The sequence below is a fragment of the Roseateles sp. genome, from assembly GCF_052436255.1.
In the GTDB taxonomy this organism is placed as follows: domain Bacteria; phylum Pseudomonadota; class Gammaproteobacteria; order Burkholderiales; family Burkholderiaceae_C; genus Pelomonas.
Map to the genome: position 1 here is coordinate 15,764 of NZ_JBQVNP010000015.1, position 22,068 is coordinate 37,831.

Here is a 22,068-nt window from a genome sequence, read left to right on the forward strand (position 1 = left end):
CGTAAACCCAAGCTGATGTAGGACAGAAGCCGCGACATGACTCGTGTAGGACACCGCTGATCGCATACGGCAAACGGCATCGTTACGCTTACGCACATCCCTCGATTGATGCGGAGAGTGAAACATGATTCGAATTGGCATCGTTGACGACCACGCCATCGTCCGCTCGGGCCTGCGACAGTTCCTGAGCGAGAACGTCGACCTCCGCGTCACCGGCGAGGCCGGCAACGGGCGCGACGCGCTGGAGCTGGCGCGCGGCGGCGAGGTCGACGTGCTGCTGATGGACATCTCCATGCCGGGCCAAAGCGGCGTGGACGCGCTGTCCGCCATCAAGACGCGCTTCCCCGACTTGCCGGTGCTGATCCTGAGCGGCTTTCCTGAGACGCACTACGCCACGACGCTGCTGCGCCAGGGCGCCAGCGGCTACCTGAACAAGGAATGCGACCCGGAGGAAATCGCCAACGCGATCCGCACCGTGGCGCGCGGCCGCCGCTACATCAGCCCGGCCGTCGCCGAGTTGCTGGCCGACGGCGTGGCCGGCGGTGCTTCGGACCGGCCGCTGCACGAGTCGCTGTCGGAGCGCGAACTGCAGGTCTTCCTGCGCCTAGCCAAGGGCGAAACCGTGGGCGACATGGCCAAGGCGATGTTCCTCAGCGTCAAGACCGTCAGCACCTACCGCACCCGCGTGCTGGAAAAGATCAAGCTGGAGACCAACAGCGACCTGACCTACTACGCGCTGAAGAACGGGCTCATCCAATAGGGACGCGAGCTTCTTCCTGCCGGGTCGCCGTTCAGTGGCCGCCAAGCATCGGTGCCATCGACAGGAAGGCGCGCTGCCGTACCCCGCGTTGAACTGTCGCCCGCGCTACGCCGCTTCCAGCACGTTTCCCGCCCGCGTCCAGGCCTCGATGCCGCCGCGCAGCACACGTGCCGGGTAGCCCTGGCGCTGCAGCCACTGAGCCGCGCGAGCCGCGGAGACATCGTTGGGGCAGGCACAGTAGGTGACGAACTCGGCACCCGCCGGCCAACCGACGAGCGCCGCGTCGCCCAGGGCGCCGAGGTCGAGATGGCGTGCCCCGGGGATGCGGCTGGTGGGCGGCCCGCCGCGTACATCGACGAAGACGATCTGGCAGCCCTGCTGCTGCAAGCTCGCCACTTCTGCCGGGTCCAGGCGCTCGAGGCCGTTCAGCTCACGCCGCACGACGGCGCGCCGCCATAACCGCCAGCCCAGATAGGCCGCAACCACCGCCACGCCCAGCGCGATGGCCGCGCTGCCCAGCCGGCCCAGCTCGCGCAGCAGCGCATCGATTTGCGCATGGAAGACGCGGCCAGCCGCCAGGCCCGCGGCGGCCCAGAGGGCCGAGCCGAGCAGGTTCCAGCTCAGGAAGCGCCCCGCCGTCATGCCTAGCGCGCCGGCGAGCGGCGGCGCCAGCATCGACAGCCCCGGCACGAACTTGGCGATGAGCAATGTCAGAGCGCCTCGGCGGGCAAAGCTGATCTCATTCTGTCGTACACAGCTGTCGGGCGAGATGGAGATACGGCACAACGCCGTCAGCACGCGCCGCCCGAGCCGCCGCCCGGCCCAGAACCACATCGTGTTGGCCACGACTGCGGCCCCCGTGATGGCGGCGAAGGCGCGCAGCGCCAGCCCGTCGCGCGACGCCGACTCGGCGCCCAGCAGCAACAGCAGCGGCGTGGACGGCAGCGGCGCGCCGAGCTGATGCAGCAGCACGGCCACGGCCACGGCGGCCAGACCGTGGCGGGAGAAGAGTTCGGTCAGCAGTTCCAAGCGGGTGCGCGCCAGCATAGAGCCATCAGCCATGCCCCGGCCGGCCTCGGCATTCCGTGATGTAGTCCATTACATTACGAACCATGCCAGCCGATCTCTGGACCCAGTTCGACGCCGCGCCGCTGGCCTTGACGCTGCGCGTGGCCGGCGTGGCGACGGCGCTGGCGCTGCTGCTGGGCGTGGCGCTGGGCTGGGTGTTCGCCCGCACCAAACTGCCCGGGCGCGGGGTGCTGGAGGCCATCTGCATGCTGCCGCTGGTGCTGCCGCCGACCGTGCTGGGCTACGGCATCCTGGTGCTGATGGGGCGGCGCAGTGCGCTGGGAGCCTGGCTGCGCGAGCACTTTGACTACACCGTCATCTTCAGCTGGCATGGCGCCGTGATCGCCTCCACGCTGGTGGCGCTGCCGCTGGTGCTCAAGGGCGCCAGCAGCGCCTTCTCACAGGTGGACCGCAACCTGGAGGCGGCCGCGCGCACGCTGCGCCAGTCGCGCTGGAGCACCTTCGTGCGCGTCACGCTGCCACTGGCCTGGCCCGGCATCCTGGCCGGCACGCTGCTGGCCTTCGCCCGGGCGATGGGGGAGTTCGGCGCATCGCTGATGGTGGCCGGCTCGATTCCCGGGCAGACGCAGACCGCGTCCATGGCCATCTATGACGCCGTGCAGGCAGGGCGCGACGACGTGGCGCTGATGCTTGCGCTGATCGTCTCGGCGGTGTCGGTCGCCATCCTGGTGCTGTCCAACCGTTTCCTGCAACGCTCGCCGTCATGAAGCGCCTGCTACTCCTCCTGCTGGCTGGCCTGCCCTGGCTGGCGTCGGCTCAACCACTGACGGTGTCGGCAGCGGCGAGCCTGACCGATGCCTTCAAGCAGATAGCCCAGCGCTTCGAGGCGACAAGGCCGGGCGTGACGCTGCGCTTGAACTTCGCCGCGTCGGGCCAGTTGCTGCAGCAGATCGCCCACGGCGCGCCGGTCGATGTGTTCGCCAGCGCCGACCCCGGCACGATGGATCGCGCAGCCGCGCAAAAGCTCATCCACGCCGACACGCGACGCGACTTTGCGAGCAACACGCTGGTGCTGGTCACGCCGCCCGGTGGCGCCGTCAAGTCCGTTCGCGACCTCGCGCGACCGGGGGTGAAACGCATCGCCATCGGCAAGGTCGCGTCCGTGCCGGTGGGCCGTTACACCCAGCAGGCGCTGCAAGCGGCCCAACTCTGGGCGCCGCTGCAGCCCAAGTTCGTCTTTGCCGACAACGTGCGCCAGGTGCTGGACTATGTGTCGCGCGGCGAGGTCGAGGCCGGCTTCGTCTACCGCACCGACGCCGACCTGGCGAAGGGCAAGGTCAGCATCGCGACGACCGTCGGCGGCCATGCACCCGCCACCTACCCGGCCGCCGTGGTGGCGGACAGCAAGCAGGCGGCGCTGGCACGCGACTTCGTTAAATTTCTCGACGGTGTGCAGGCGCAAGCCATCCTCGCCAACTACGGCTTCGGCAAACCTTGATCGACATTGCGCTCAGTTTGTCCGTCAGCGACGCTGGAGCCCGACCCCAGCGCCGCTTCGACCTCGACATCGCCTTCGCCACCGACGCGCCCTTTGTCGCGCTCTACGGCCCCTCGGGCGCCGGCAAGTCGCTGACGCTGCAAGCCATGGCCGGGCTGCTGCCGGTGCGTGCGGGACACGTCAGGCTCAACGGCCGCACGCTGCTGGACACGGCTGCCGGCATCGACTTGGCCGCAGAGGTGCGCGGCGTGGGCTACCTGTTCCAGCACTACGCCCTGTTCCCCCACCTCAGCGTGCGCGACAACATCGCCTTCGGTCTGACAAGCTGGCGCCAGCGCCTCAAGGCCGACGACGCGGCGCGGGTGGACGAGCTGATCGAATCCTTTGGCCTGACGGCCATGGCGGGCAGCCGGCCGGCGGCCCTGTCCGGCGGCCAGCAACAGCGCGTGGCGCTGGCCCGGGCCTTGGCCTGCAAGCCGCAGGTGCTGCTGCTGGACGAGCCCTTCGCCGCGCTGCACAGCGCGCTGCGGCGCGAGCTGCGCGCGGAGCTGAAGCGGGTGCGCGCGCAGTGGGGCATCCCGGCCATGATGGTCAGCCACGATGCGGACGACGTCATCGCGTTGGCCGACGAGGTCTACCTGTTCGACGGCGGCCGCATCACCGAATGCCTGCGCGCTGTCGACCACGACCTGCGGGAGCGGCTGAGATGAAATCAAAAGGCAACCACAGAGGCACAGAGACACAGAGGAATGCACAGAGATCTTTTCTTCTCATCTCTGTGTCTCTGTGCCTCTGTGGTTGCATTTCTGTACCCGTTCCATCCGCTGCGGGTGGCGCATGGCGCCGTGGACAGGTGAGATGACGGCCAACGACCACCCGCTGCTGCAGGGCGAGCTGCGCCTGGCCGGCCGGCTGGACGGGCGCTTCTTCGACCTGCTGGCCGCGCTGGCGTTGACCGGCTCGCTGCAGAAGGCGGCCAAGGCCGCCGGCTACAGCTACAAGGGCGCCTGGCTGGTGCTGGACGCAGTGACCGCGTTGACGCACGCGCCGCTGGTCGACAAGGCCACGGGCGGCACAGGCGGCGGCGGCACGACGCTGACGGCACAGGGTCAGGCCTTGCTGCTGGCCTGGCGCGAGCTGCAGGCCCGCCACGCCGCCTTCCTGCACGAACAGGCCGCCTGGCTGGCCACGCAACCGGCGCTCGACGCGCTGCTGAAAAGGATGAGCATGAAGACCACCGCCCGCAACCAGTTCCTCGGCCGCATTGCGAACGTGAACGCCGGCCCATCGACGACGACGGTGCGTGTCGCGCTGGACGACGGGCATTCGGTCACTGCCTCGCTGACCACCGAGGCTGCGCAGGAACTGAAGGTCAGACAAGGCCAGGAGGCGCTGGCGCTCGTCAAGTCCAGCGAGGTCGTGCTGGTGACGGACTTCGGCGGCTATCGCCTGTCGGCGCGCAACCAGCTGGCCGGCACGGTGTCACGCGTGGAGCGTGGCGCGGTGTCGTCGCTGGTGGGGTTGACCCTGCCGGGCGGCGTGGTCGTGACGGCCAGCGTCACCAACGATGCGGTCGACGGGCTGGCACTGGCCGTGGGCCAAGCAGCCACGGCGACCTTCAAGGCCTATGCGGTGATGCTGGCGGTGCGGGCGTGAATCCACCGCTGCAGGCGACACCCAATCAAATTTGCAGGACGGGGCTTTAGATCGACAGACTGGCCCCGACTTCACGATTTCGATCGAACTGCAGGACCGAGGATCGGTGTTGATGACCTTGCCGGACTACCGCGCTGAACTGGCCAGCGAGCGCCGCTTTGCGCGCGACTTGTTTGCATTGGTCGCGCCCGCCGGACCCGCGCGGGCTTCTCCGCCCAGCCGGCAGCACCTGGAGCAGTTCGCTCGGCACGAGGCCGACGAGTCCGGCCGCCGCATCGACGAGCAGACGGTCGATGACCTGGAGCTGCACGCCGCGGTGAATGCCGTGTTCGAGCCCTGTTCGAAGGCCGGGCACTACGCCGCCTACGCGGCACTCGTCAGCGGTACTGCGGATGTGGAGCGAAGCCACGCCACTTTGAAGGCCGATGTCAGGCGCAATGCCGAAACGCTGGAGCCGCTGCTCAAGCCGCTCCGCCATTCCCCGGACGACCCCTTGCCCTTTCTCTTCCTCGGCGCTCGATACCCGACACCGGCCTGGGCCAACCACCTGTACGTCGTGCCGCTGTTGCTGCTCATCGGCATTGCGCTGGTGGCCTCAGGTGCGGTGGCGCCGGCAGGCTGGACGTGCCTGGTCGTTGCGCTCGCAGGCATGGCGTACGCGCAAATCAGGCTGCATGCTTTCGTGATCTCGTGGAAGACGGTCAGGGCGGGCATCTGCACCGTGCTCGCCACTGCGGAATCGTTGATCGCATCGACGGATGTACGGCACACCCTGCCGCTTGCAGACATTCAGCGCATCCGCAAGGCGCTGGCGCGCAGCGAGTCGCAATGGGCATGGCTGAATGAGTACCTCAACCTCGTCATGCTTCGTGAGTACCGCAGCATGCTGGCCGACATCAGGCGTGTGGAGCGCGACGTCGACGTGGTTCGCCGCGCCTACCTCCACTGCGCGGGCATCGACTGCCAGCATGCGCTCGCCACGGCACCGGCTCGGCTCGGCATCCCGTGGTCGGATGCGCAGGACGATCCCGCGACGCGGGCCGACACCTTGAGCTTCGAAGGGCTGGTGCACCCGGGGCTGGCGGCTCCGGTTGCTTTTTCAGGCCTCCAAACCGACGTTGGCGGCACCTTCATCTCGGGCCAGAACGCCGCCGGGAAGAGCACCCTCCTGCGTACCGTTGGCGTCAACGCCCTGTTCCTGCGCGCCTTTGCCGGAGCCTTCTGCACCCGCTGCGCAGGCGAGGTGACCGGCGTCATCAGCTCGATCACCGCCACCGATTCCATGGCGAACCGCGAAAGCCTGTACGCCGCCGAACTCCGGCGATGCCGGCAAGTGCTGTCCAACGTGGAATCGACGGACAAGGTGCTGGTGCTGGTGGACGAGCCGTTCAGGGGCACCAACAACCTGGAAGCACTCTCCGCCTCCGCCAGCGTCCTGGAGTTCCTGGCCTCACGCGCGCGCACGGTCGTCGTCACGCACAACGTGCTTCTTTGCAGCCTGCTGCCGCAGTTCCGCGCTCTGCAGATCAAGCGGGCCAGCAAGCACATCTCGGTGGAGCCGGGCGTGCTTGCGGACCCGAACGGATTGCAGCTGTTCGACGACGTCGTCCAGGACGCCAAGCTGTCTGCCCGGGCGCGCTACTGGTTTGAGCGCATCAGCCGGGAGCACCTGCGCGATCTGGCCTGATGCGCGTCCGACCCACCGTTCACAGACCCAGGTCGCTCAACCCCGGATGCTCATCCGGCCGACGACCCAGCGGCCAGAAGAACAGCCGCGCCGATTCAAGTAAGGGCAGGTCGTTGATGCTGGCAAAGCGCCGCCGCATCAGGCCCTCGTCGGTGAACTCCCAGTTCTCGTTGCCGTAGCTGCGGAACCAGTGGCCCGAATCGTCGTGCCATTCGTAGGCAAAGCGCACGGCGATGCGGTTGCCACCAAAGGCCCACAGCTCCTTGATGAGCCGGTAGTCCAGCTCGCGGGCCCACTTGCGCGAGAGCAGCGCGTGGACCTGATCACGGCCGACGGGGAACTCGGCGCGGTTGCGCCACACCGTATCGTCGGTGTAGACGCCGACGACGCGGTCGGGGTCGCGGCTGTTCCAGGCGTCCTCGGCGAGGCGCACTTTCTGCGCCGCCGTCTCCGGCGTGAAAGGCGGCAGGGGCGGTTTGGTCGTCATCTCAGTAGGTTTTGTAGGGCAGAAACTTGCCGCTCATGACGATGCTGACGCGGTCGCCGGCCGCGTTGGGCTCGCGCTGCAGGTCCATCTTGAAGTCGATGGCGCTCATGATGCCGTCGCCGAACTCCTCGTGGATCAACTCCTTGAACGTGGTGCCGTAGACGCTGATCAGCTCGTAGAAGCGGTAGATCAGCGGGTCGGTCGGCACGCTGGTCGGCAGGCTGCCCTTGTAGGGCACGACCTTGAGCCACTGCGTCTCGCCCTCGGTCAGGTCGAAGGTCTTGGCGAGCTTGGCGGCCTGCTCGTCGTTGAAGGTCATCTGGCCGAGGCAGCCGGCTGTGACCCATTCCTTGCTCAGGCCGATGTCGGCAGCGACGTCGGCCCACTTGATGCCTTTGGCGACCTTGGTGGCGATGATCTTTTCGGTGACTTCGAGGCGGCTCATGCGTGACTCCTGTGGATGGCGGGGTTGGGTTCGAGAGGGATGACTTCGGCGGTCTGCGCGAGCCCCGGCCGCACTTCCGGCGGGTGCTCCGGCGCGCGGCCGTGCGACAGCGTGGCGCTGCGCTCGACGAGGAAGTCGACGAGGTGGTTGCGAATTCGGTAGAACTGCGGGTCGTGGTGCAGCGACGCGCGCTGCCGGCCACGGCTCATGGTGTTGACGACGATCTCCGCCACGCGCGCCTGCGGGCCGTTGGCCATCAGCAGGATGCGGTCGGCGAGAAGAATCGCTTCGTCCACGTCGTGCGTGATCATGAACACCGTCTGCCGCGTGGCGGCGCAGATCTTCAACAGCTCATCCTGGATGGTGCCGCGGGTCAGCGCGTCCAGCGCACCGAAGGGCTCGTCCAGCAGCAGCATGCGCGGCTCGATGGCAAAGGCGCGGGCGATGCCCACCCGCTGCTTCATGCCGCCGGACAGCTGGCTGGGCTTCTTGTCCAGCGCGGGCGTCAGTCCCACGAGGGCGACGTACTTCTCGACCTGCGCATCGATCTCAGCACGCTTCCAGTCGGGCCACTTGCTGCGCACCGCGAAGGCGATGTTCTGACGCACGGTGAGCCAGGGCATCAGCGCATGACCCTGGAAGACGACACCGCGCTCCAGCCCAGGCGCATTGACTTCGCGTTTGGCCATGAAGACGTGGCCGCTGCTGGCCTGCTCCAGCCCGGCCAGCACATTGAGGATGGTCGTCTTGCCGCAGCCGCTGTGGCCGATGATGCAGACGAACTCACCCTCGGTCAGCGTGAAGTTGACGTTATCGAAGACGGTCGCGTCGCCATAGCGCTTGGCCAGGCCCTGGACTTGCACGAGTTCAGTCGACATACGTGATCGCCTTCTGGGCGCGGGCAAAGAGAAGATCGAGCGCCATGCCGACCAGGCCGATGACGAGGATGGCGAAGATGACGTTGGGCAGGCTCAGGTTGTTCCACTCGTTCCAGACGAAGTAGCCGATGCCGGTGCCGCCGACCAGCATCTCGGCCGCCACGATGACCAGCCAGGCAATGCCCATGCTGATGCGCATGCCCGTCAGGATGGTGGGCGCCGCCGCCGGCAGGATGACCTCGAAGGCGCGGCGCAGCGGGCTCACCTCCAGCGTGCGCGCCACGTTCAGCCACTCGCGCCGCACGCCGGCCACGCCGAAGGCGGTGTTGATCAGCATCGGCCACAGGCTGCAGATGAAGATGACGAAGATGCCGCTCGCGGCCGAGTCCGTGTTCGTGTAGAGGGCCAGCGGCATCCAGGCCAGCGGCGAGATGGGCTTCAAGACCTGGATGAACGGGTCCAGCGCGCGGTGGATGAGCGGGCTCATGCCGATGACAAAGCCCAGCGGGATGGCAACCAGCGCCGCCAGCAGATAGCCCACGCCGACGCGGCCCAGCGAGTAGGCCAGCTGCAGGCCCAGCCCCTTGTCGTTGGGGCCGCGGTCGTAGAAGGGATCGGTGAGGTGGTGCAGCACCGTGCCCCCCATCTGCGCCAGCGTCGGAAAACCGCTCTTGGCCGCGACTGGCGTGGCATCGACAGGCTTGCCCATCAGCTTGGCGTACTCGATCTGCTCGGGCGTCATGGCGGCAGAGGGCGCCGCCTGCATGCCGCCCAGCGTGGCCAGATGCCACAAGCCGAGCAGGCAGCCGAGCAGCAGCAGCGACAGCAGGCCGGCGCGGAGGTTCAAGGATCTATGCATGGCGATGTCGAATGAGGAAATGCAACCACAGAGGCACAGAGACACAGAGAAGGCTCGGTATTCCTCCGTGCCTCTGTGCCTCTGTGGTTGCCTTTGAATTGGCAGTTCAGGCCCGCCTGATGGCGAAGCTGTTCACGTAGGCGTCCGCCTTGGCCGGATCGAACTCCTTGCCCATGACCTTGAACTTCGGGTAGCCGCCCGTCTTGTCATCCGGCAGCGCGATGTCCAGCGCCTTCATGTGCTTGCGCGCATCGGTCAGCAGGAAGACCTTCTCGGCGATCTGCTTGTAGTTCACCTCCCCCTTCAGGTAGCCCCAGCGCTTCATCTGCGTCAGCATCCACACGGCCATGCTCTGCCAGGGCATGGGGTCGAAGTCGGCGCGGTCGGGCACGACCTTGACTTGCCCCAGGCCATCGGCGAACTTGCCCGTCAGCACCTGGGCGATGACGGTCTCGGGCTGGTTCAGATAGGCCTGCGGTGCGATGACCTTGGCGATCAGCTCGCGGTTCTTGGCTTCGCGCGCCATCGCCGCCGCGGTCAGCACGGCGCGGTACAGCGCGATGAAGGTGTTGGGGTTCTTCTGGATGAACTCCGTGCTGGTGCCGAAGGCGCAGCAGGGGTGGCCGTTCCACAGCTCCTTGGTGAGGATGTGGAGGAAGCCCACTTCCTCGTACACCGCGCGCTGGTTGAACGGGTCCGGGCCGAGGAAGCCGTCGATGTTGCCGGAGCGCAGGTTGGCCACCATTTCGGGCGGCGGCAGCACGCGGATCTGGATGTCGCGGTCCGGGTCCAGCCCCGCTTCGGCGACGTAGTAGCGCAGCAGGAAGTTGTGCATCGAGAACTCGAAGGGCACCGCGAACTTGAAGCCCTTCCACATCGCCGGGTCGCGCTTGTCCTTGTGCTTGACGTTCAGGGTGATCGCCTGGCCGTTGGTGTTCTGGATGGTCGCCACGTTCATCGGCGTGGCCACCGAGCCCAGGCCCTGGCTGATGGCCAACGGCATCGGCGACAGGAAGTGCGTGGCGTCGTACTCCTTGTTGATCATCTTGTCGCGGATCAGCGCCCAGCCCGCCGTCTTCACCACCTCCACGTTCAGCCCCTGCTTCTCGTAGAAGCCGAGTGGCTTGGCCATGATCAGCGGCGTGGCGCAGGTGATGGGGATGAAGCCGATCTTCAGATCCTTCTTCTCCAGCGGGCCGTTCGTGCCTTGCGCCATCGCCTGCAGCGAGGCAATGGGCAGCACGCTGGAGATGGCGGCCATCGCCGTGTTGCGGCCGACGGCTCTCAGGAAGCGGCGGCGCAGTGCGTCCTGCGGGAACAGCGCCTTCACCAGCGTGGCTTCGATGAAGTTGGCCGATTCGGCCTCGAAGTCGGCCGTTTCGCTGCGGGTGCGGAGTTCAGCGGCAGCATGGTCGGCCGCGCTCGCATGCTGGCCGCAGCTGCAACGCATCAGCAGGGGCCGGTCAGCGTCGTAGGGATCGTGGGTCATCGAGTGCTCCTGGAGATGGGAGCGACTCTAAGAACGCCTGCGCCGTCGCGGAATCGTGGGGGGCGGCGAGTTTTTGTAGGGGTGGAACTACGAGGGAAAACCTGGGCCTCCGACGCGCGGCGCGCAAGCGGGCTGCATAGCATCCCCATCGGGAGACAGCGCCCTGTTCCGGCGCCGTCGCTTCGGACATCGGAGGTTCGCATGAGCTACATCGACTGTTTCCTCGCCCCGGTCCCGCGCGCCAACCGGGCCGCCTACGAAAGGCTCGCCAGGATCTCGGCGGCGGTGGTCAGGGAGCATGGCGCGGTGAACGTCGTCGAGTGCTGGCTTGACGAGTCGGGCCCGCAGGCCCAGTCCTACCACGGTGCGGAAACCAAGGGCTCCGAGATCGCCTACGGCAGCTTCACCACGGCTGCAGGCGCGCGGCAGGGCGAAACGGTCGTTCTCTCTTGGGTCGAATGGCCTGACAAGGCCGCGCGGGACGTGGGGATGGAGAAGGTCACGAACGATCCCCGCATGCAGTTTGGAGACCAGCCCGCCGCATTCGACGGCGGCCGCCTGATCGCGGCGGGCTTCAAGCCCATGCCACTGGGCATCGGCGACGCCTGACCGCGTCGCGACGACGCGCCTGTCGATCCGGTGCTGCCTGGTTCGTCGTGAGCGTTGCCGGCCAGCTTTGGCCGGCTCAACGAAGGAGCATCCAGTGACCCAGTACCTGATCTCGTTCAACGAAGGCGCGATGAACCACATCCCGCAAGCCGACTTCCCGGCCGTGGCCAGGGCCGCCGCGGCGGCCGTGCTGGACGCCATCGACGCCGGCGTCTTCGTCTTCGCCGGCGGGCTGCTGGAGCCGCCGACGACGACCATCGTGGCGATCGATGGGCGCATCACCCCGGGCCCCGACCCGGCTTGCCGGGACTTCATCGGCGGCTTCACCGTCGTCGACGTGCCCGACCGGGACGTCGCCCACCACTGGGCCGCCAGGATCGCCGCGGCCTGCCGCTGCGCGCAGGACGTGCGCGAGTTCATGCCGCTGCCGCCTGAGGTCGAAGAACGAATCAGACAAGGCTGACGCGCAGCCACCCCGATCACGGGCAGCATGGGCCGCAAGGAGACCGCCGCCGTGATTGAAAACCTGTTGGGTCGTTGGGCGTTTGAACCTTTCTCGAAGGCCCTCCCCCAGATGGGAGACACCGAGCGCGCCGCGCTCGAAGCGGGCACCGTCGGCTTCGAGGGCGAGCTGTTCGGCGGCAAGCCGGATTTCGACCGCCTGTTGGCCATGCCGGCCAACCGCCTGACGCCAGCGGAGCAGGCCTTCATCGACGGCGACGTGCGCGAACTGGTCGCGATGCTGGACGACTTCGCCATCGACGAGGCGGGCGACCTGCCGCCCGAGGTGTGGCGCTTTCTGCGCGAGCGGGGCTTCTTCGGCATGATCATCCCGCGTGAGCAGGGCGGGCTGGGCTTCGGCCATTTCGCGCACGCGGCGGTCGTCACGCGCATCGCCACCGTCAACGTCGCCGCCGCCGTGACGGTGATGGTGCCCAATTCGCTCGGCCCGGCCGAGCTGCTGCTGCGCTACGGCACCGACGCGCAGAAGGCCCATTACCTGCCACGCCTGGCGGACGGCCGCGACCTGCCCTGCTTCGGGCTGACCTCCCCCTATGCGGGGTCGGACGCCGCGTCCATTCCCGACACCGGCGTGTTGACCGAGCGCGACATCGACGGCGCGCGCGTGCGCGGCTTCGTCGTGAACTTCGACAAGCGCTACATCACGCTGGCACCCGTGGCCACCGTCGTGGGCCTGGCCTTCCAGGCCGTGGACCCGTCCCGGCCCGAGGGTCAGCAGCTGCTCGGCATCACCTGCGCCCTGATCCCCGTGCCCACGCCGGGGCTGCAGATCGGGCGCCGCCACCGGCCGATGGACTCGGCCTTCATGAACGGCCCCATCCACGGCGACGAGGTCTTCGTGCCGATGGACTGGGTCATCGGGGGCGAGGCGCAGGTGGGCCAGGGCTGGCGCATGCTGATGGAATGCCTGGCCGCCGGCCGGGCCATCTCGCTGCCGGCGCTGGGCGCGGCCATGCAGCAGACGGCGCTCTATGTGATGACGGGCTACGGCCGCATCCGCGAGCAGTTCGGCCTGCCCATCTCGCGCTTCGAGGCCATCGCGGGGCTCATCGCGCGCACGGCGGCCGACTTGTACGCGACCGACGCCGCGCGCCGCTACACGGCCGCGGCGCTGGACGCCGGCGAGCGGCCCAGCGTGGCCAGCGCCATCCTGAAGGTGCACCTGACCGAAGCCGGCCGCCGCGCCGTGACGACCGGCATGGACGTGCTGGGCGGCAAGGGCATCAGCAGCGGCCCCAGCAATCTGCTGGGCGTGGCCTACCGGCAGTCGCCCATCGCCATCACGGTGGAAGGCGCCAATTTGCTGTCGCGGGCCCTGATCATCTTCGGCCAGGGCGCCGTGCGCTGCCACCCGCATGTCATGGACGAGATGACGGCCGTGCAGGCGCGGGACGAGACCGCGCTGGGCCGCGCGCTGCTGGCCCATGCGGGCCACGTGCTGCGCAACCTCGGCGCCAGCCTGTTCAGCGCGGGCGCCAAGGGCCGGGTGCCACAGGGGCTGGAGAAGGAAGCGCACCTGATCGCCCGCGTGTCGGCCAAGTACGCCCTGACAGCCGACCTCGCGATGGGGCTGCTGGGCGGGCGTCTCAAGCGCATGGAGTTGCTGTCGGCGCGGCTGGGCGACGTGCTGTCCCACCTCTACCTGGCGGCAGCCAGCGTGTGGCGCTTCCAGGTAGAGGCCGACGCCGCGATGCTGCCGTTCGCGCGCGCGGCCATCCGCTTCCAGCTCGAAGCGGCGGCCGCCACGCTGCGCGACCTGCACGCCAACCTGCCGTCGGGTGCGCTGAAGGCGCTGTCGCCGCTGCTGCTGCACGGCACCCGCCACCTTGCACCGCTGCGCGACCGCGACCTCGTCGCGCTGTCCGAGACGCTGCGCACCACGCCATCCCTCGTGGCTCGCCTGTGCCCCGACTTCACGCCGCCGGCCAGCGGCGGCCTGCGCGACCTGGCCGATGCGCTGCGGCTGGCCGACGCGCTGGGCGACGAGGTGGCCGTCCTGAACAGCGCGTTACGCCGCACGCGGTCGCTGGAGCTTGCCGCGGCGAAGTCACGCGATCCAGCCGCCGCGCTGGCCTATCTGCGCGCGGCGGACAAGGTCATCCAGGTGGACGACTTCCCGCCGTCGTGACCGCGTCAGCCGCCGCTTGCGCCGGCGCGCGTGATCTGCACCTGCACCTCGCCGACGCCGGCAAACACATGCCGCGACTGCTGGCCGATGCGGATGTCGTGCACGCCGGTGATCATGCCGGTGGAGATCACGTCACCGGCCTTCAAGGCCTGGCCTTGCTGCGCACGCTTGTTCAGCGTGAAGGCCAGTGCGCCCAGCGGGCCCGGCCTGATGGCGACCTTGCCGGTGCCGACCGATTGGCCGTCGATGAAGGTCTCGACATCGATGGTGTCCAGCTCGCGCCAGTTGGCGATCTCGGCGCCGACGACGACGCCCCAGTTGTTGCCGAAATCGGAGATGACGGCGCCGGGGCCGATGTCGTTCAACGTGGCGAGCGGGCTGCTGGCGACTTCGACGCCGATGTGCATGGACTTGACGAGCGGGGCGACGGTGTCGACCGTCCAGTCGGCCTTGCCGGCCGGCGCGTCCTGGGCGACGACGATGACCACCTCGGCCTCCACCGCCGCGAAGCCGCCGTCGAACACCGGGCAGACGGCCGTGCCGCCCATCTCGACGCGGTGCACGTTGGGAGCGAACGCCGGGCCGATCAGGCGCTCCTCAGGGAACTGCACCGCGAAGGCCGGGTTCACGCGGGCGACCTTCCAGCCCTTGACTGCATCGGGCCAGCGCGCGATGGCCGCCGCCTGGATGGCATAGGCCTCGGCGAGCGTGGCGGGTGGCGTGCCCGGGTAGGCCTCGATGGCACGGCCGGCGGCGCGGGCGGCGGTGAAGGCTTCGGCGATTTGCTGGGTGGCGCTCATGGATTTCTTTCTGTGCGCCGTCCGGCGCCGTGATGCATGCGGCCGGCAATGTACCGCGCAAAACGAAACAGGGTTTCAATTTGCGGAAAGTACGCCTATCCGGCCTGCTCCATGCGCACCGCGAACAGCGCCAGTTCGACGTCGTTGCGAACGCCGATCTTCTCCAGCACGCGCGTGCGGTAGGTCGACACGGTGTTGGGCGACAGCACCAGTTGCTCGGCGATCTCGCCCACGCTGCGGCCGGCGGCCAGCAGCTGGAAGACCTGGTGCTCGCGATGCGACAGCTTCTCGTGCAGCGGCTGCTCGTCGTCCACGGGGCGGCCGCCTGCGCCGATGGCGCCGGCCAGCTGCTCGGCCACGCTGGGCGTGATGAAGAGCCGGCCGCGCGCGACGCTGCGCACCGCGTCGATCATCTGCTCGCTGTCGGCGCTCTTGTTCAGGTAGCCGGCGGCACCGAGCTTCAAGCTGCGCACGGCGTACTGGCGGTCGGGGTAGGTGGACAGCATCAGCACCGGCAGCCTGGGGAACTCGGACTTCAGCGCCTTGAGGATGTCCAGGCCGTCGCGCTGGGGCATGGCGATGTCCAGCAGCACGACGTCGACGCCGCCAGCGCGCACCTGCTGGATGGCGTCTGGCCCGTTGGCCGCTTCGCCGACGACGCGCAGGTCCTCGGCCTCGGCCAGCACCTGCTTGATGCCCTGGCGGACGATGAGGTGGTCGTCGCAGATCAGCACTCGGATCATTCCGCCTCCAGCGGCATCACCAGGCGCACGGTCGTGCCGCGCCCGGGGAAACTCTCTATGCCCAGCCGCCCGCCGAAGTGCCCCGCCCGCTCGCGCATGCCCAGCACGCCATAGCTGCGCGCATCGGTGAGCGCCTCCGGCGCCGCGCCGACGCCGTCGTCGCGCACCTGCAGGTAAAGCACCGGCGCGGGCGGCGCGTCCACGTCGATGCGGATGGACACCTGGCGGGCACGCGCATGCCGGGCCACGTTGGACAGCACCTCCTGGAAGATGCGGAACACGGCGATCGCGAGCCCGCCTTCCGGGGGCGCCACGTCGGCGGCGACGTGCATCTTGAAGTCCACCGTGCGCTCGTCGCTGCCCGCCAACTGAAACTCCTGGGCCTGCCATTCCAGCGCCGCCCACAGGCCCTGGTGGTCCAGGATGCTGGGTCGCAGGTCGGTGATGATGCGGCCGACGGCATCCACCGCCGTGTCCACCAGCCCGCCCATGCGCTGGCATTTGTCGACCATGGGCTCGCGCTGCGCCGCATCACCCACGCGCCGCGCCAGCCAGTCCAGGTCCATCTTCAGCGCGACGAGCAGCGAGCCCAGCTCGTCGTGGATCTCGCGGGCGATGCGCTTGCGCTCGGTCTCGCGCATGGCCTCCATGTGGTGAGCCAGCTCGCGCAGTTCGGCGGTGCGCTCGGCGACGCGCTGCTCCAGCTCGTCATGGCTGGCACGCAGAAGCGCCTCGGCCCGGCGGCGCGCCGAGATGTCGACGAAAGTGACGACGGCCCCCTGCACGACGCCGTTCTCGATGACCGGATAGCTCGAATACTCGGCCGGGAAGGGGCTGCCGTCGGCCCGCCACAGCACCTCGTCGTCGATGCGGCAGGGTTCGCCGCGCCGGAAGGCATTGAAGATGGGGCAGTCGCACTCGGGGTAGTGGGCGCCGTCGTCGCGCGAATGGTGGATGAGCGCGTGCATGTTGCGGCCCAGCACCTCCTCGGTGCGCCAGCCCAGCCCATCGCAGGCGGCGCGATTCACAAAGGTGCATCGACCGTCCATGTCGATGCCGAAAATGCCCTCGCCGGTGCTTTCCAGCAGCAGCGTCAGGCGGCGCGTGGCCTCTTCCGACGCGGGCGGCGGGGTGGTCAAGGCAAAAGGCATGCTCATGCGGGGAGCAAGCTCCATGCCACCATTTGGTGCATTCCGAATAAGGAAATAAGCAAACTGTCGTTTGGCGAATAAGCGACTTCGGGCACCCTCGCGGCTTTCGTTCACCCGAAGCCAAACACATGCCTGCCCTCCTGCCCACCCGCCGCGCCCTTGTCGCTTTGCTGGCCGCCTCGGCCGCGCTGCCTGCCTTCGCCGCGGACCCGACGCTGCTCAACGTTTCCTATGACGTCGCCCGCGAGCTCTACAAGCAGATCAACCCGGCCTTCGTCGCCGCACAGAAGGCCAAAGGCCAGGTCGTGACGGTCAACCAGAGCCACGGTGGCTCCAGCAAGCAGATCGGTGCCGTCATCGGCGGCCTGGAGGCCGACGTGGTGACGATGAACCAGGCCACCGACGTGGACCAGCTGGCCACCAGCGGCCTGACGCCGGCCGACTGGCGCAGCCGCTTCCCCAATGCCGCAGCGCCCTACTCGTCGACGATGACCTTCCTGGTCCGCAAGGGCAACCCCAAGGGCATCAAGGACTGGGCCGACCTGGCCCGCCCCGGCGTGCAGGTCATCCTGCCCAACCCCAAGGTCACCGGCAACGGCCGCTACAGCTACCTGGCCATCTGGGGCAGCGTCATCGCCAACGGCGGCAGCGAAGCCCAGGCGCGCGAGCTGGTGACCAAGGTGCTGACCAACGTGCCGGTGCTGGACGGCGGCGGCCGCGGTGCGACGACGACCTTCACCCAGCGCGGCATCGGCGACGTGCTCGTCACCTTCGAGGCCGAGGTCGAGCTGATCGAGAACGAGTTCGGCAAGGGCAACTTCGAGCAGGTCAACCCCAGCATCTCCATCGAGACCGATGCGCCGGTGGCCCTGGTCGACAAGGTGGCCGCCAAGAAGGGCACGGCCGCGCTGGCCAAGGCCTACCTGGACTTCCACTGGACGCCGGAGGCGCAGGAAATCATCGCCAGGAACAACTTCCGCCCGCGTGACCCGGCCGTCTTCAAGAAGCACGCGCAGCGCTTTGCCAACATCAAGCTCTTCACGGTCGACCAGACGCTGGGCGGCTGGGCCAAGGTGAGCAAGCAGCACTTTGCCGATGGCGGCAGCTTCGACCAGGTGATGGCGAGCATCAAACGCTGAGCCAATTCAAACGCAACCACAGAGGCACTGAGGCACAGAGAGAACTCCAGAGTCAGGTTTTGCTCTGTGCCCCTGTACCTCTGTGGTTGCATTCCTCTCTGCCGCCGCCGCGGCTGGACATCACTCGATATGGCCCTGCTCTCCCTGGGAAGACGACGCGTGCTCCCCGGCTTCGCGCCCACGCTCGGCTTCACGCTGTTCTACCTGTCGCTGATCGTGCTGATCCCGCTGATCGCGGTGTTCATCAAGTCCTCGGGCCACGGTTTCGAGGCCTTCTGGGCGGCGGCCACGTCGCCGCGGGTGATGGCCTCGTACAAGCTGAGCTTCGGCGCCTCCCTGCTGGCTGCGCTCATCAACCTGTTCTTTGGCCTCATCCTGGCCTGGTGCATCGTGCGCTATGAGTTCCCGGGCAAAAAGCTGGTGGACGCGCTGATCGATCTGCCCTTCGCGCTGCCCACCGCCGTCGCCGGCATCGCGCTGACGGCGCTGTATGCCCCCAACGGCTGGGTCGGCTCGCTGTTCGCGCCTGGGGGCTCGCTGGCCTTCCTGTTCGGCGATGACGGTCTCAAGATCGCCTTCACGCCGCTGGGCATCCTGCTGGCGCTGATCTTCATCGGTCTGCCCTTCATCGTGCGCACCGTGCAGCCGGTGCTGGAGGACATGGAGACCGAGCTGGAGGAAGCCGCCGCATCGCTGGGCGCGCAGCGCTGGCAGACCTTCCGATATGTCGTGCTGCCGACACTGCTGCCGGCCCTGCTGACCGGCTTCGCGCTGGCCTTCGCGCGCGCCGTGGGCGAGTACGGCTCGGTGATCTTCATCGCCGGCAACATCCCCATGGTCAGCGAGATCACGCCGCTGATGATCATCGCCAAGCTGGAGCAGTACGACTACGTCGGCGCCACGGCGATCGCAACGGTGATGCTGATCGTCAGCTTCGTGCTGCTGCTCATCATCAACGGGCTGCAGGCCTGGAGTTCGCAGCGGGGAGGCCGGAAATGAGTGCAGCCTTGCATCTCGCCCCGGCGCGCGCCCGCGCCAAATACCAGGACAACCCCGCCACGCGCGAATCCCCCTGGGTGCGGCGCTCGCTGCTGGCCCTGGGCCTGGGCTTCTTCCTCATCTTCCTGGTGCTGCCACTGGTGGCCGTCTTCACCGAGGCGCTGCGCAAGGGCTGGGAGGTCTACTTCGCATCGCTGGGCGATGAAGAAACCTTCTCGGCCATCAAGCTGACGCTGCTGGCCGCAGCCATCGCCGTGCCGCTGAACCTCGTGTTCGGCCTGGCCGCGTCCTGGGCCATCGCCAAGCACGACTTCCGTGGCAAGCAGTTGCTGATCACCTTCATCGACCTGCCCTTCTCGGTCTCGCCCGTGGTGGCGGGTTTGATGTATGTGCTGATCTTCGGCGCGCAGGGCTGGTTCGGCCCCTGGCTGCAGGCCAACGACATCAAGATCATCTTTGCCGTGCCCGGCATCGTGCTGGCGACCGTGTTCGTGACCTTCCCTTTCGTTGCCCGCGAGCTGATCCCGCTGATGCAGGCGCAGGGCCGTGACGAGGAGGAAGCCGCCACGGTGCTGGGCGCCAGCGGCTGGCAGACCTTCCGCCGCGTCACGCTGCCCAACATCAAGTGGGGTCTGCTCTACGGCGTCATCCTCTGCAATGCGCGCGCGATGGGCGAGTTCGGCGCCGTGTCGGTCGTGTCCGGCCATATCCGCGGGCTGACCAACACGCTGCCGCTGCATGTCGAGATCCTCTACAACGAATACCAGTTCGCGGCCGCGTTCGCGGTCGCCTCGCTGCTGGCGCTGCTGGCGCTGGTGACGCTGGTGATCAAGCAATTCATCGAGTGGCGCGCCAGCCAGTCGCACGGGGGCGAGTAATGGGCATCGAAGTTCAAAACATCCACAAGAGTTTCGGCAACTTCACCGCCTTGGGTGACGTGACGCTGGATTTCCCGCGCGGCGAACTCGTCGCCCTGCTGGGCCCTTCGGGTTGCGGCAAGACGACGCTGTTGCGCATCATTGCCGGGCTGGAGCAGGCCGACCGTGGCCGCGTGCTGCTGGACGGCCAGGACGCGTCCGACACGCATGTGCGCGAGCGCCAGGTCGGCTTCGTCTTCCAGCACTACGCGCTGTTCCGCCACATGACGGTGTTCGACAACGTCGCCTTCGGCCTGCGCGTGAAGCCACGCAAGGACAGGCCGAACGAGGCCGAGATCAAGAAGCGCGTCACCGAGCTGCTCAAGCTCGTGCAGCTCGACTGGCTGGGCGACCGCTTCCCGCCCCAGCTCTCCGGCGGCCAGCGCCAGCGCATCGCACTGGCCCGCGCGCTCGCGGTGGAGCCGCGTGTCTTGCTGCTCGACGAGCCCTTCGGCGCGCTGGACGCCAAGGTGCGCAAGGAGCTGCGCCGCTGGCTGCGCCGCCTGCATGACGAGCTGCACATCACCAGCATCTTCGTCACGCATGACCAGGACGAGGCGCTCGAAGTGGCCGACCGCATCGTGTTGATGGACCATGGGCGTGTCGAGCAGGTCGGCACGCCGCAGGAGGTCTACGAGCGGCCGGCGACGCCCTTTGTCTACGGCTTCCTCGGCGCGGTCAACCGCTTCGTCGGCCACGCGCGTGGGGGCGTGCTGCACATGGGCGAGCACCAGTTGCCGGGCGCCGGCACGAACGTGGGCGGCGGTGAAGTCCAGGCCTACGCGCGGCCGCATGAGCTGCAGATCCTGACGGACGAGTCGGCGCCCGGGTTGTCTGCCACGGTGGAGCGCGTGCTGTCGTTCGGCGCCAGTGCCCGCGTTGAACTGATCGGGCCGGACGGGCAGCCGCTGGAGGCGGAGCTGACGCGGGCCGAGGCTGACGCGTTGCGGTTGCAGGGCGGGCAGCGGGTGAGGTTGAGCGCGGCGCGGTTGAGCTTGTTTGAGGCAGGGGCGGGGATTTGAGGTTGCGCTGACGCAGCAATGGCTTGGTAGCGTTTGCGTCGATATCTACTGATTGCTGCATTGCCGGGAGTCCGTCCCCGGCAATGCACCGAGTCAAACCAACTCGCCGAAAAAGCAACCAAACTCGACACCCCCCTTTCTCACCCCCCCGCATGCCCACCCACGTTCTCGGATTAGCTCAGTGCCGCCTTGAACACCGCCAACGTCCGCTCCCACGCCAGCTGCGCCGCCGCCGCGTCATAGCGCGGTGTCGTGTCGTTGTTGAAGCCGTGCTGCGTGCCCGGATAGCTGAACTGCTCGTAGCGCACGCCCGCCGCCTTCAGCGCGGCTTCATACGCCGGCCAGCTGGCATTGACGCGCTCGTCGTTCGCCGCGTAATGCAGCTGCAACCGCGCCTTGATGCGCGGCACGTCCTCGAGCGCCGGCGCGCCGCCGTAGAAGGGCACGGCCACGGCCAGCTCGGGCACCTGCGTGGCGACATGGCTCGAAAGCTGGCCACCCCAGCAGAAGCCGACCACGCCGAGCTTGCCATTGGCATCCGCCAAGGTCAGCAGTCCACGCGCGCTGGCGACGATGTCGGCACGCGCCTTGGCCACATCGAGCTTGGCAAACAGCGCACGCGCATCGTCCTCGTGGCCCGGATAGCCGCCCAGCGGCGTCAACGCATCGGGCGCATAGGCCACATAGCCGGCCAGGGCGACGCGGCGCGTGATGTCCTCGATGTGCGGGTTCAGGCCGCGGTTCTCGTGCACGACGAGCACGGCCGGCAGCTTGCCCGTCGCGTTGAACGGCTTGACCATGTAACCCTGCACCTGGCCATTGCCGTCCGGTGACGGGAAGGCATGGCGGCGCGTCGCCAGTCGCGCGTCGTCCGGCTTGACCTGCTGGGCGGCCGCGAAGTTCGGGCTCAGCGCGGCCAGCAGCGCCGCCGCACCGGCCGGGCCGCCGGCAAACACCGCGGCCTGGTCCAGAAAGCCGCGACGGCTAAGGTCGCCGTGCACGTAGCGGTCGAACAGCGGCCAGGCCTGGGGCGGAATGGGTTGAGTCATGCGCGTGCTCCGTGGTGGAACGGCCGACTTTAGAGGCGGCCCAGCAGTGCAGCCGCACAAGGACCGAATAACCATATGGCAAATGGTTCGACGACAAATGCCGCCGCAGTTCCCAGAATCGCGCCGCATGAACCCAGCCACTCCGTGAGGCTCAACGCCGCGGCTTCAACCTGACCGAAGTCGCTCAGGCCCCGCACACGC

Annotated in this window: 23 protein-coding genes; 13 read left to right on the forward strand and 10 right to left on the reverse strand. The window is 68.0% G+C overall.

What is annotated here, in order from left to right:
* Positions 1–124 precede the first annotated feature (124 nt).
* Complete coding sequence (locus ACT6S0_RS05950) at positions 125–760, forward strand: response regulator (RefSeq protein WP_444762968.1); 636 nt, start codon at positions 125–127, stop codon at positions 758–760.
* 105 nt (positions 761–865) lie between these two features.
* Here ACT6S0_RS05950 and ACT6S0_RS05955 read toward each other — a convergent pair whose 3' ends face one another.
* On the reverse strand, positions 866–1,807 hold the full coding sequence (locus ACT6S0_RS05955) for a VTT domain-containing protein (RefSeq protein WP_444762969.1): 942 nt from the start codon (positions 1,805–1,807) through the stop codon (positions 866–868).
* A gap of 65 nt (positions 1,808–1,872) precedes the next feature.
* Between ACT6S0_RS05955 and modB the strand changes: the two genes are divergently transcribed.
* The 5 genes from modB to ACT6S0_RS05980 all read left to right on the forward strand — a co-directional run bounded on the left by modB (position 1,873) and on the right by ACT6S0_RS05980 (position 6,630).
* Positions 1,873–2,556: a molybdate ABC transporter permease subunit gene (modB, locus tag ACT6S0_RS05960; protein WP_444762970.1), complete on the forward strand. Its 684-nt coding sequence runs from the start codon at positions 1,873–1,875 to the stop codon at positions 2,554–2,556.
* Positions 2,553–3,287 (forward strand): molybdate ABC transporter substrate-binding protein, encoded by a 735-nt coding sequence (modA, locus tag ACT6S0_RS05965; RefSeq protein WP_444762971.1) that lies wholly within the window; start codon positions 2,553–2,555, stop codon positions 3,285–3,287. The genes modB and modA overlap by 4 nt, the downstream gene beginning before the upstream one ends.
* Entirely contained in the window at positions 3,284–3,997 is a 714-nt protein-coding gene (locus tag ACT6S0_RS05970; RefSeq protein ID WP_444762972.1) for an ABC transporter ATP-binding protein, read from the forward strand. Before modA ends, ACT6S0_RS05970 begins: the two co-directional genes overlap by 4 nt.
* A 148-nt stretch (positions 3,998–4,145) precedes the next feature.
* On the forward strand, positions 4,146–4,943 hold the full coding sequence (locus ACT6S0_RS05975) for a TOBE domain-containing protein (protein WP_444762973.1): 798 nt from the start codon (positions 4,146–4,148) through the stop codon (positions 4,941–4,943).
* Positions 4,944–5,121: 178 nt separating this feature from the next.
* Positions 5,122–6,630, forward strand: coding sequence for a MutS-related protein (locus ACT6S0_RS05980; protein ID WP_444762974.1), 1,509 nt, complete (start codon positions 5,122–5,124; stop codon positions 6,628–6,630).
* 19 nt (positions 6,631–6,649) lie between these two features.
* On the opposite strand, the gene ACT6S0_RS05985 is transcribed toward ACT6S0_RS05980, so the two are convergent.
* The 5 genes from ACT6S0_RS05985 to ACT6S0_RS06005 all read right to left on the reverse strand — a co-directional run bounded on the left by ACT6S0_RS05985 (position 6,650) and on the right by ACT6S0_RS06005 (position 10,788).
* Positions 6,650–7,117, reverse strand: coding sequence for a nuclear transport factor 2 family protein (locus ACT6S0_RS05985; RefSeq protein WP_444762975.1), 468 nt, complete (start codon positions 7,115–7,117; stop codon positions 6,650–6,652).
* Position 7,118: 1 nt separating this feature from the next.
* On the reverse strand, positions 7,119–7,562 hold the full coding sequence (gene cynS / locus ACT6S0_RS05990; RefSeq protein WP_444762976.1) for a cyanase: 444 nt from the start codon (positions 7,560–7,562) through the stop codon (positions 7,119–7,121).
* Entirely contained in the window at positions 7,559–8,440 is an 882-nt protein-coding gene (locus ACT6S0_RS05995) for an ABC transporter ATP-binding protein (RefSeq protein WP_444762977.1), read from the reverse strand. Before ACT6S0_RS05995 ends, cynS begins: the two co-directional genes overlap by 4 nt.
* On the reverse strand, positions 8,430–9,299 hold the full coding sequence (gene ntrB / locus ACT6S0_RS06000; protein WP_444762978.1) for a nitrate ABC transporter permease: 870 nt from the start codon (positions 9,297–9,299) through the stop codon (positions 8,430–8,432). Before ntrB ends, ACT6S0_RS05995 begins: the two co-directional genes overlap by 11 nt.
* Positions 9,300–9,405: 106 nt before the next feature.
* Positions 9,406–10,788 (reverse strand): CmpA/NrtA family ABC transporter substrate-binding protein, encoded by a 1,383-nt coding sequence (locus tag ACT6S0_RS06005; RefSeq protein WP_444762979.1) that lies wholly within the window; start codon positions 10,786–10,788, stop codon positions 9,406–9,408.
* Between the two features lie 201 nt (positions 10,789–10,989).
* Here ACT6S0_RS06005 and ACT6S0_RS06010 point away from each other — a divergent pair, with 201 nt between their 5' ends.
* From ACT6S0_RS06010 to ACT6S0_RS06020, 3 genes are all read left to right on the forward strand, one after another.
* Positions 10,990–11,397, forward strand: coding sequence for a DUF1428 domain-containing protein (locus ACT6S0_RS06010; protein ID WP_444762980.1), 408 nt, complete (start codon positions 10,990–10,992; stop codon positions 11,395–11,397).
* Between the two features lie 94 nt (positions 11,398–11,491).
* Positions 11,492–11,860 (forward strand): YciI family protein, encoded by a 369-nt coding sequence (locus ACT6S0_RS06015; protein WP_444762981.1) that lies wholly within the window; start codon positions 11,492–11,494, stop codon positions 11,858–11,860.
* A 27-nt stretch (positions 11,861–11,887) separates the two neighbouring features.
* Entirely contained in the window at positions 11,888–14,047 is a 2,160-nt protein-coding gene (locus ACT6S0_RS06020; protein WP_444762982.1) for an acyl-CoA dehydrogenase, read from the forward strand.
* 5 nt (positions 14,048–14,052) lie between these two features.
* Here the strand turns inward: ACT6S0_RS06020 and ACT6S0_RS06025 are convergent, their stop codons facing one another.
* The 3 genes from ACT6S0_RS06025 to ACT6S0_RS06035 form a co-directional block, all read right to left on the reverse strand.
* The gene (locus ACT6S0_RS06025; RefSeq protein WP_444762983.1) at positions 14,053–14,847 is read right to left on the reverse strand and encodes a hypothetical protein; all 795 of its coding nucleotides are present in this window, start codon (positions 14,845–14,847) and stop codon (positions 14,053–14,055) included.
* A 95-nt stretch (positions 14,848–14,942) separates the two neighbouring features.
* Positions 14,943–15,590: a response regulator gene (locus tag ACT6S0_RS06030; protein ID WP_444762984.1), complete on the reverse strand. Its 648-nt coding sequence runs from the start codon at positions 15,588–15,590 to the stop codon at positions 14,943–14,945.
* Positions 15,587–16,747, reverse strand: coding sequence for a PAS domain S-box protein (locus ACT6S0_RS06035; protein ID WP_444762985.1), 1,161 nt, complete (start codon positions 16,745–16,747; stop codon positions 15,587–15,589). Before ACT6S0_RS06035 ends, ACT6S0_RS06030 begins: the two co-directional genes overlap by 4 nt.
* A gap of 122 nt (positions 16,748–16,869) precedes the next feature.
* Here ACT6S0_RS06035 and ACT6S0_RS06040 point away from each other — a divergent pair, with 122 nt between their 5' ends.
* From ACT6S0_RS06040 to ACT6S0_RS06055, 4 genes are all read left to right on the forward strand, one after another.
* A complete protein-coding gene (locus ACT6S0_RS06040) occupies positions 16,870–17,880 on the forward strand; it encodes a sulfate ABC transporter substrate-binding protein (RefSeq protein WP_444762986.1) in 1,011 nt (336 codons plus the stop codon).
* 129 nt (positions 17,881–18,009) lie between these two features.
* Positions 18,010–18,879, forward strand: a complete 870-nt coding sequence (gene cysT / locus ACT6S0_RS06045) for a sulfate ABC transporter permease subunit CysT (RefSeq protein WP_444762987.1) — start codon at positions 18,010–18,012, stop codon at positions 18,877–18,879.
* On the forward strand, positions 18,876–19,757 hold the full coding sequence (gene cysW / locus ACT6S0_RS06050) for a sulfate ABC transporter permease subunit CysW (protein WP_444762988.1): 882 nt from the start codon (positions 18,876–18,878) through the stop codon (positions 19,755–19,757). The genes cysT and cysW overlap by 4 nt, the downstream gene beginning before the upstream one ends.
* Positions 19,757–20,818: a sulfate/molybdate ABC transporter ATP-binding protein gene (locus tag ACT6S0_RS06055; RefSeq protein ID WP_444762989.1), complete on the forward strand. Its 1,062-nt coding sequence runs from the start codon at positions 19,757–19,759 to the stop codon at positions 20,816–20,818. The genes cysW and ACT6S0_RS06055 overlap by 1 nt, the downstream gene beginning before the upstream one ends.
* Positions 20,819–20,991: 173 nt before the next feature.
* Here ACT6S0_RS06055 and ACT6S0_RS06060 read toward each other — a convergent pair whose 3' ends face one another.
* The gene (locus ACT6S0_RS06060; protein WP_444762990.1) at positions 20,992–21,867 is read right to left on the reverse strand and encodes a dienelactone hydrolase family protein; all 876 of its coding nucleotides are present in this window, start codon (positions 21,865–21,867) and stop codon (positions 20,992–20,994) included.
* Between the last annotated feature and the right edge of the window lie 201 nt (positions 21,868–22,068).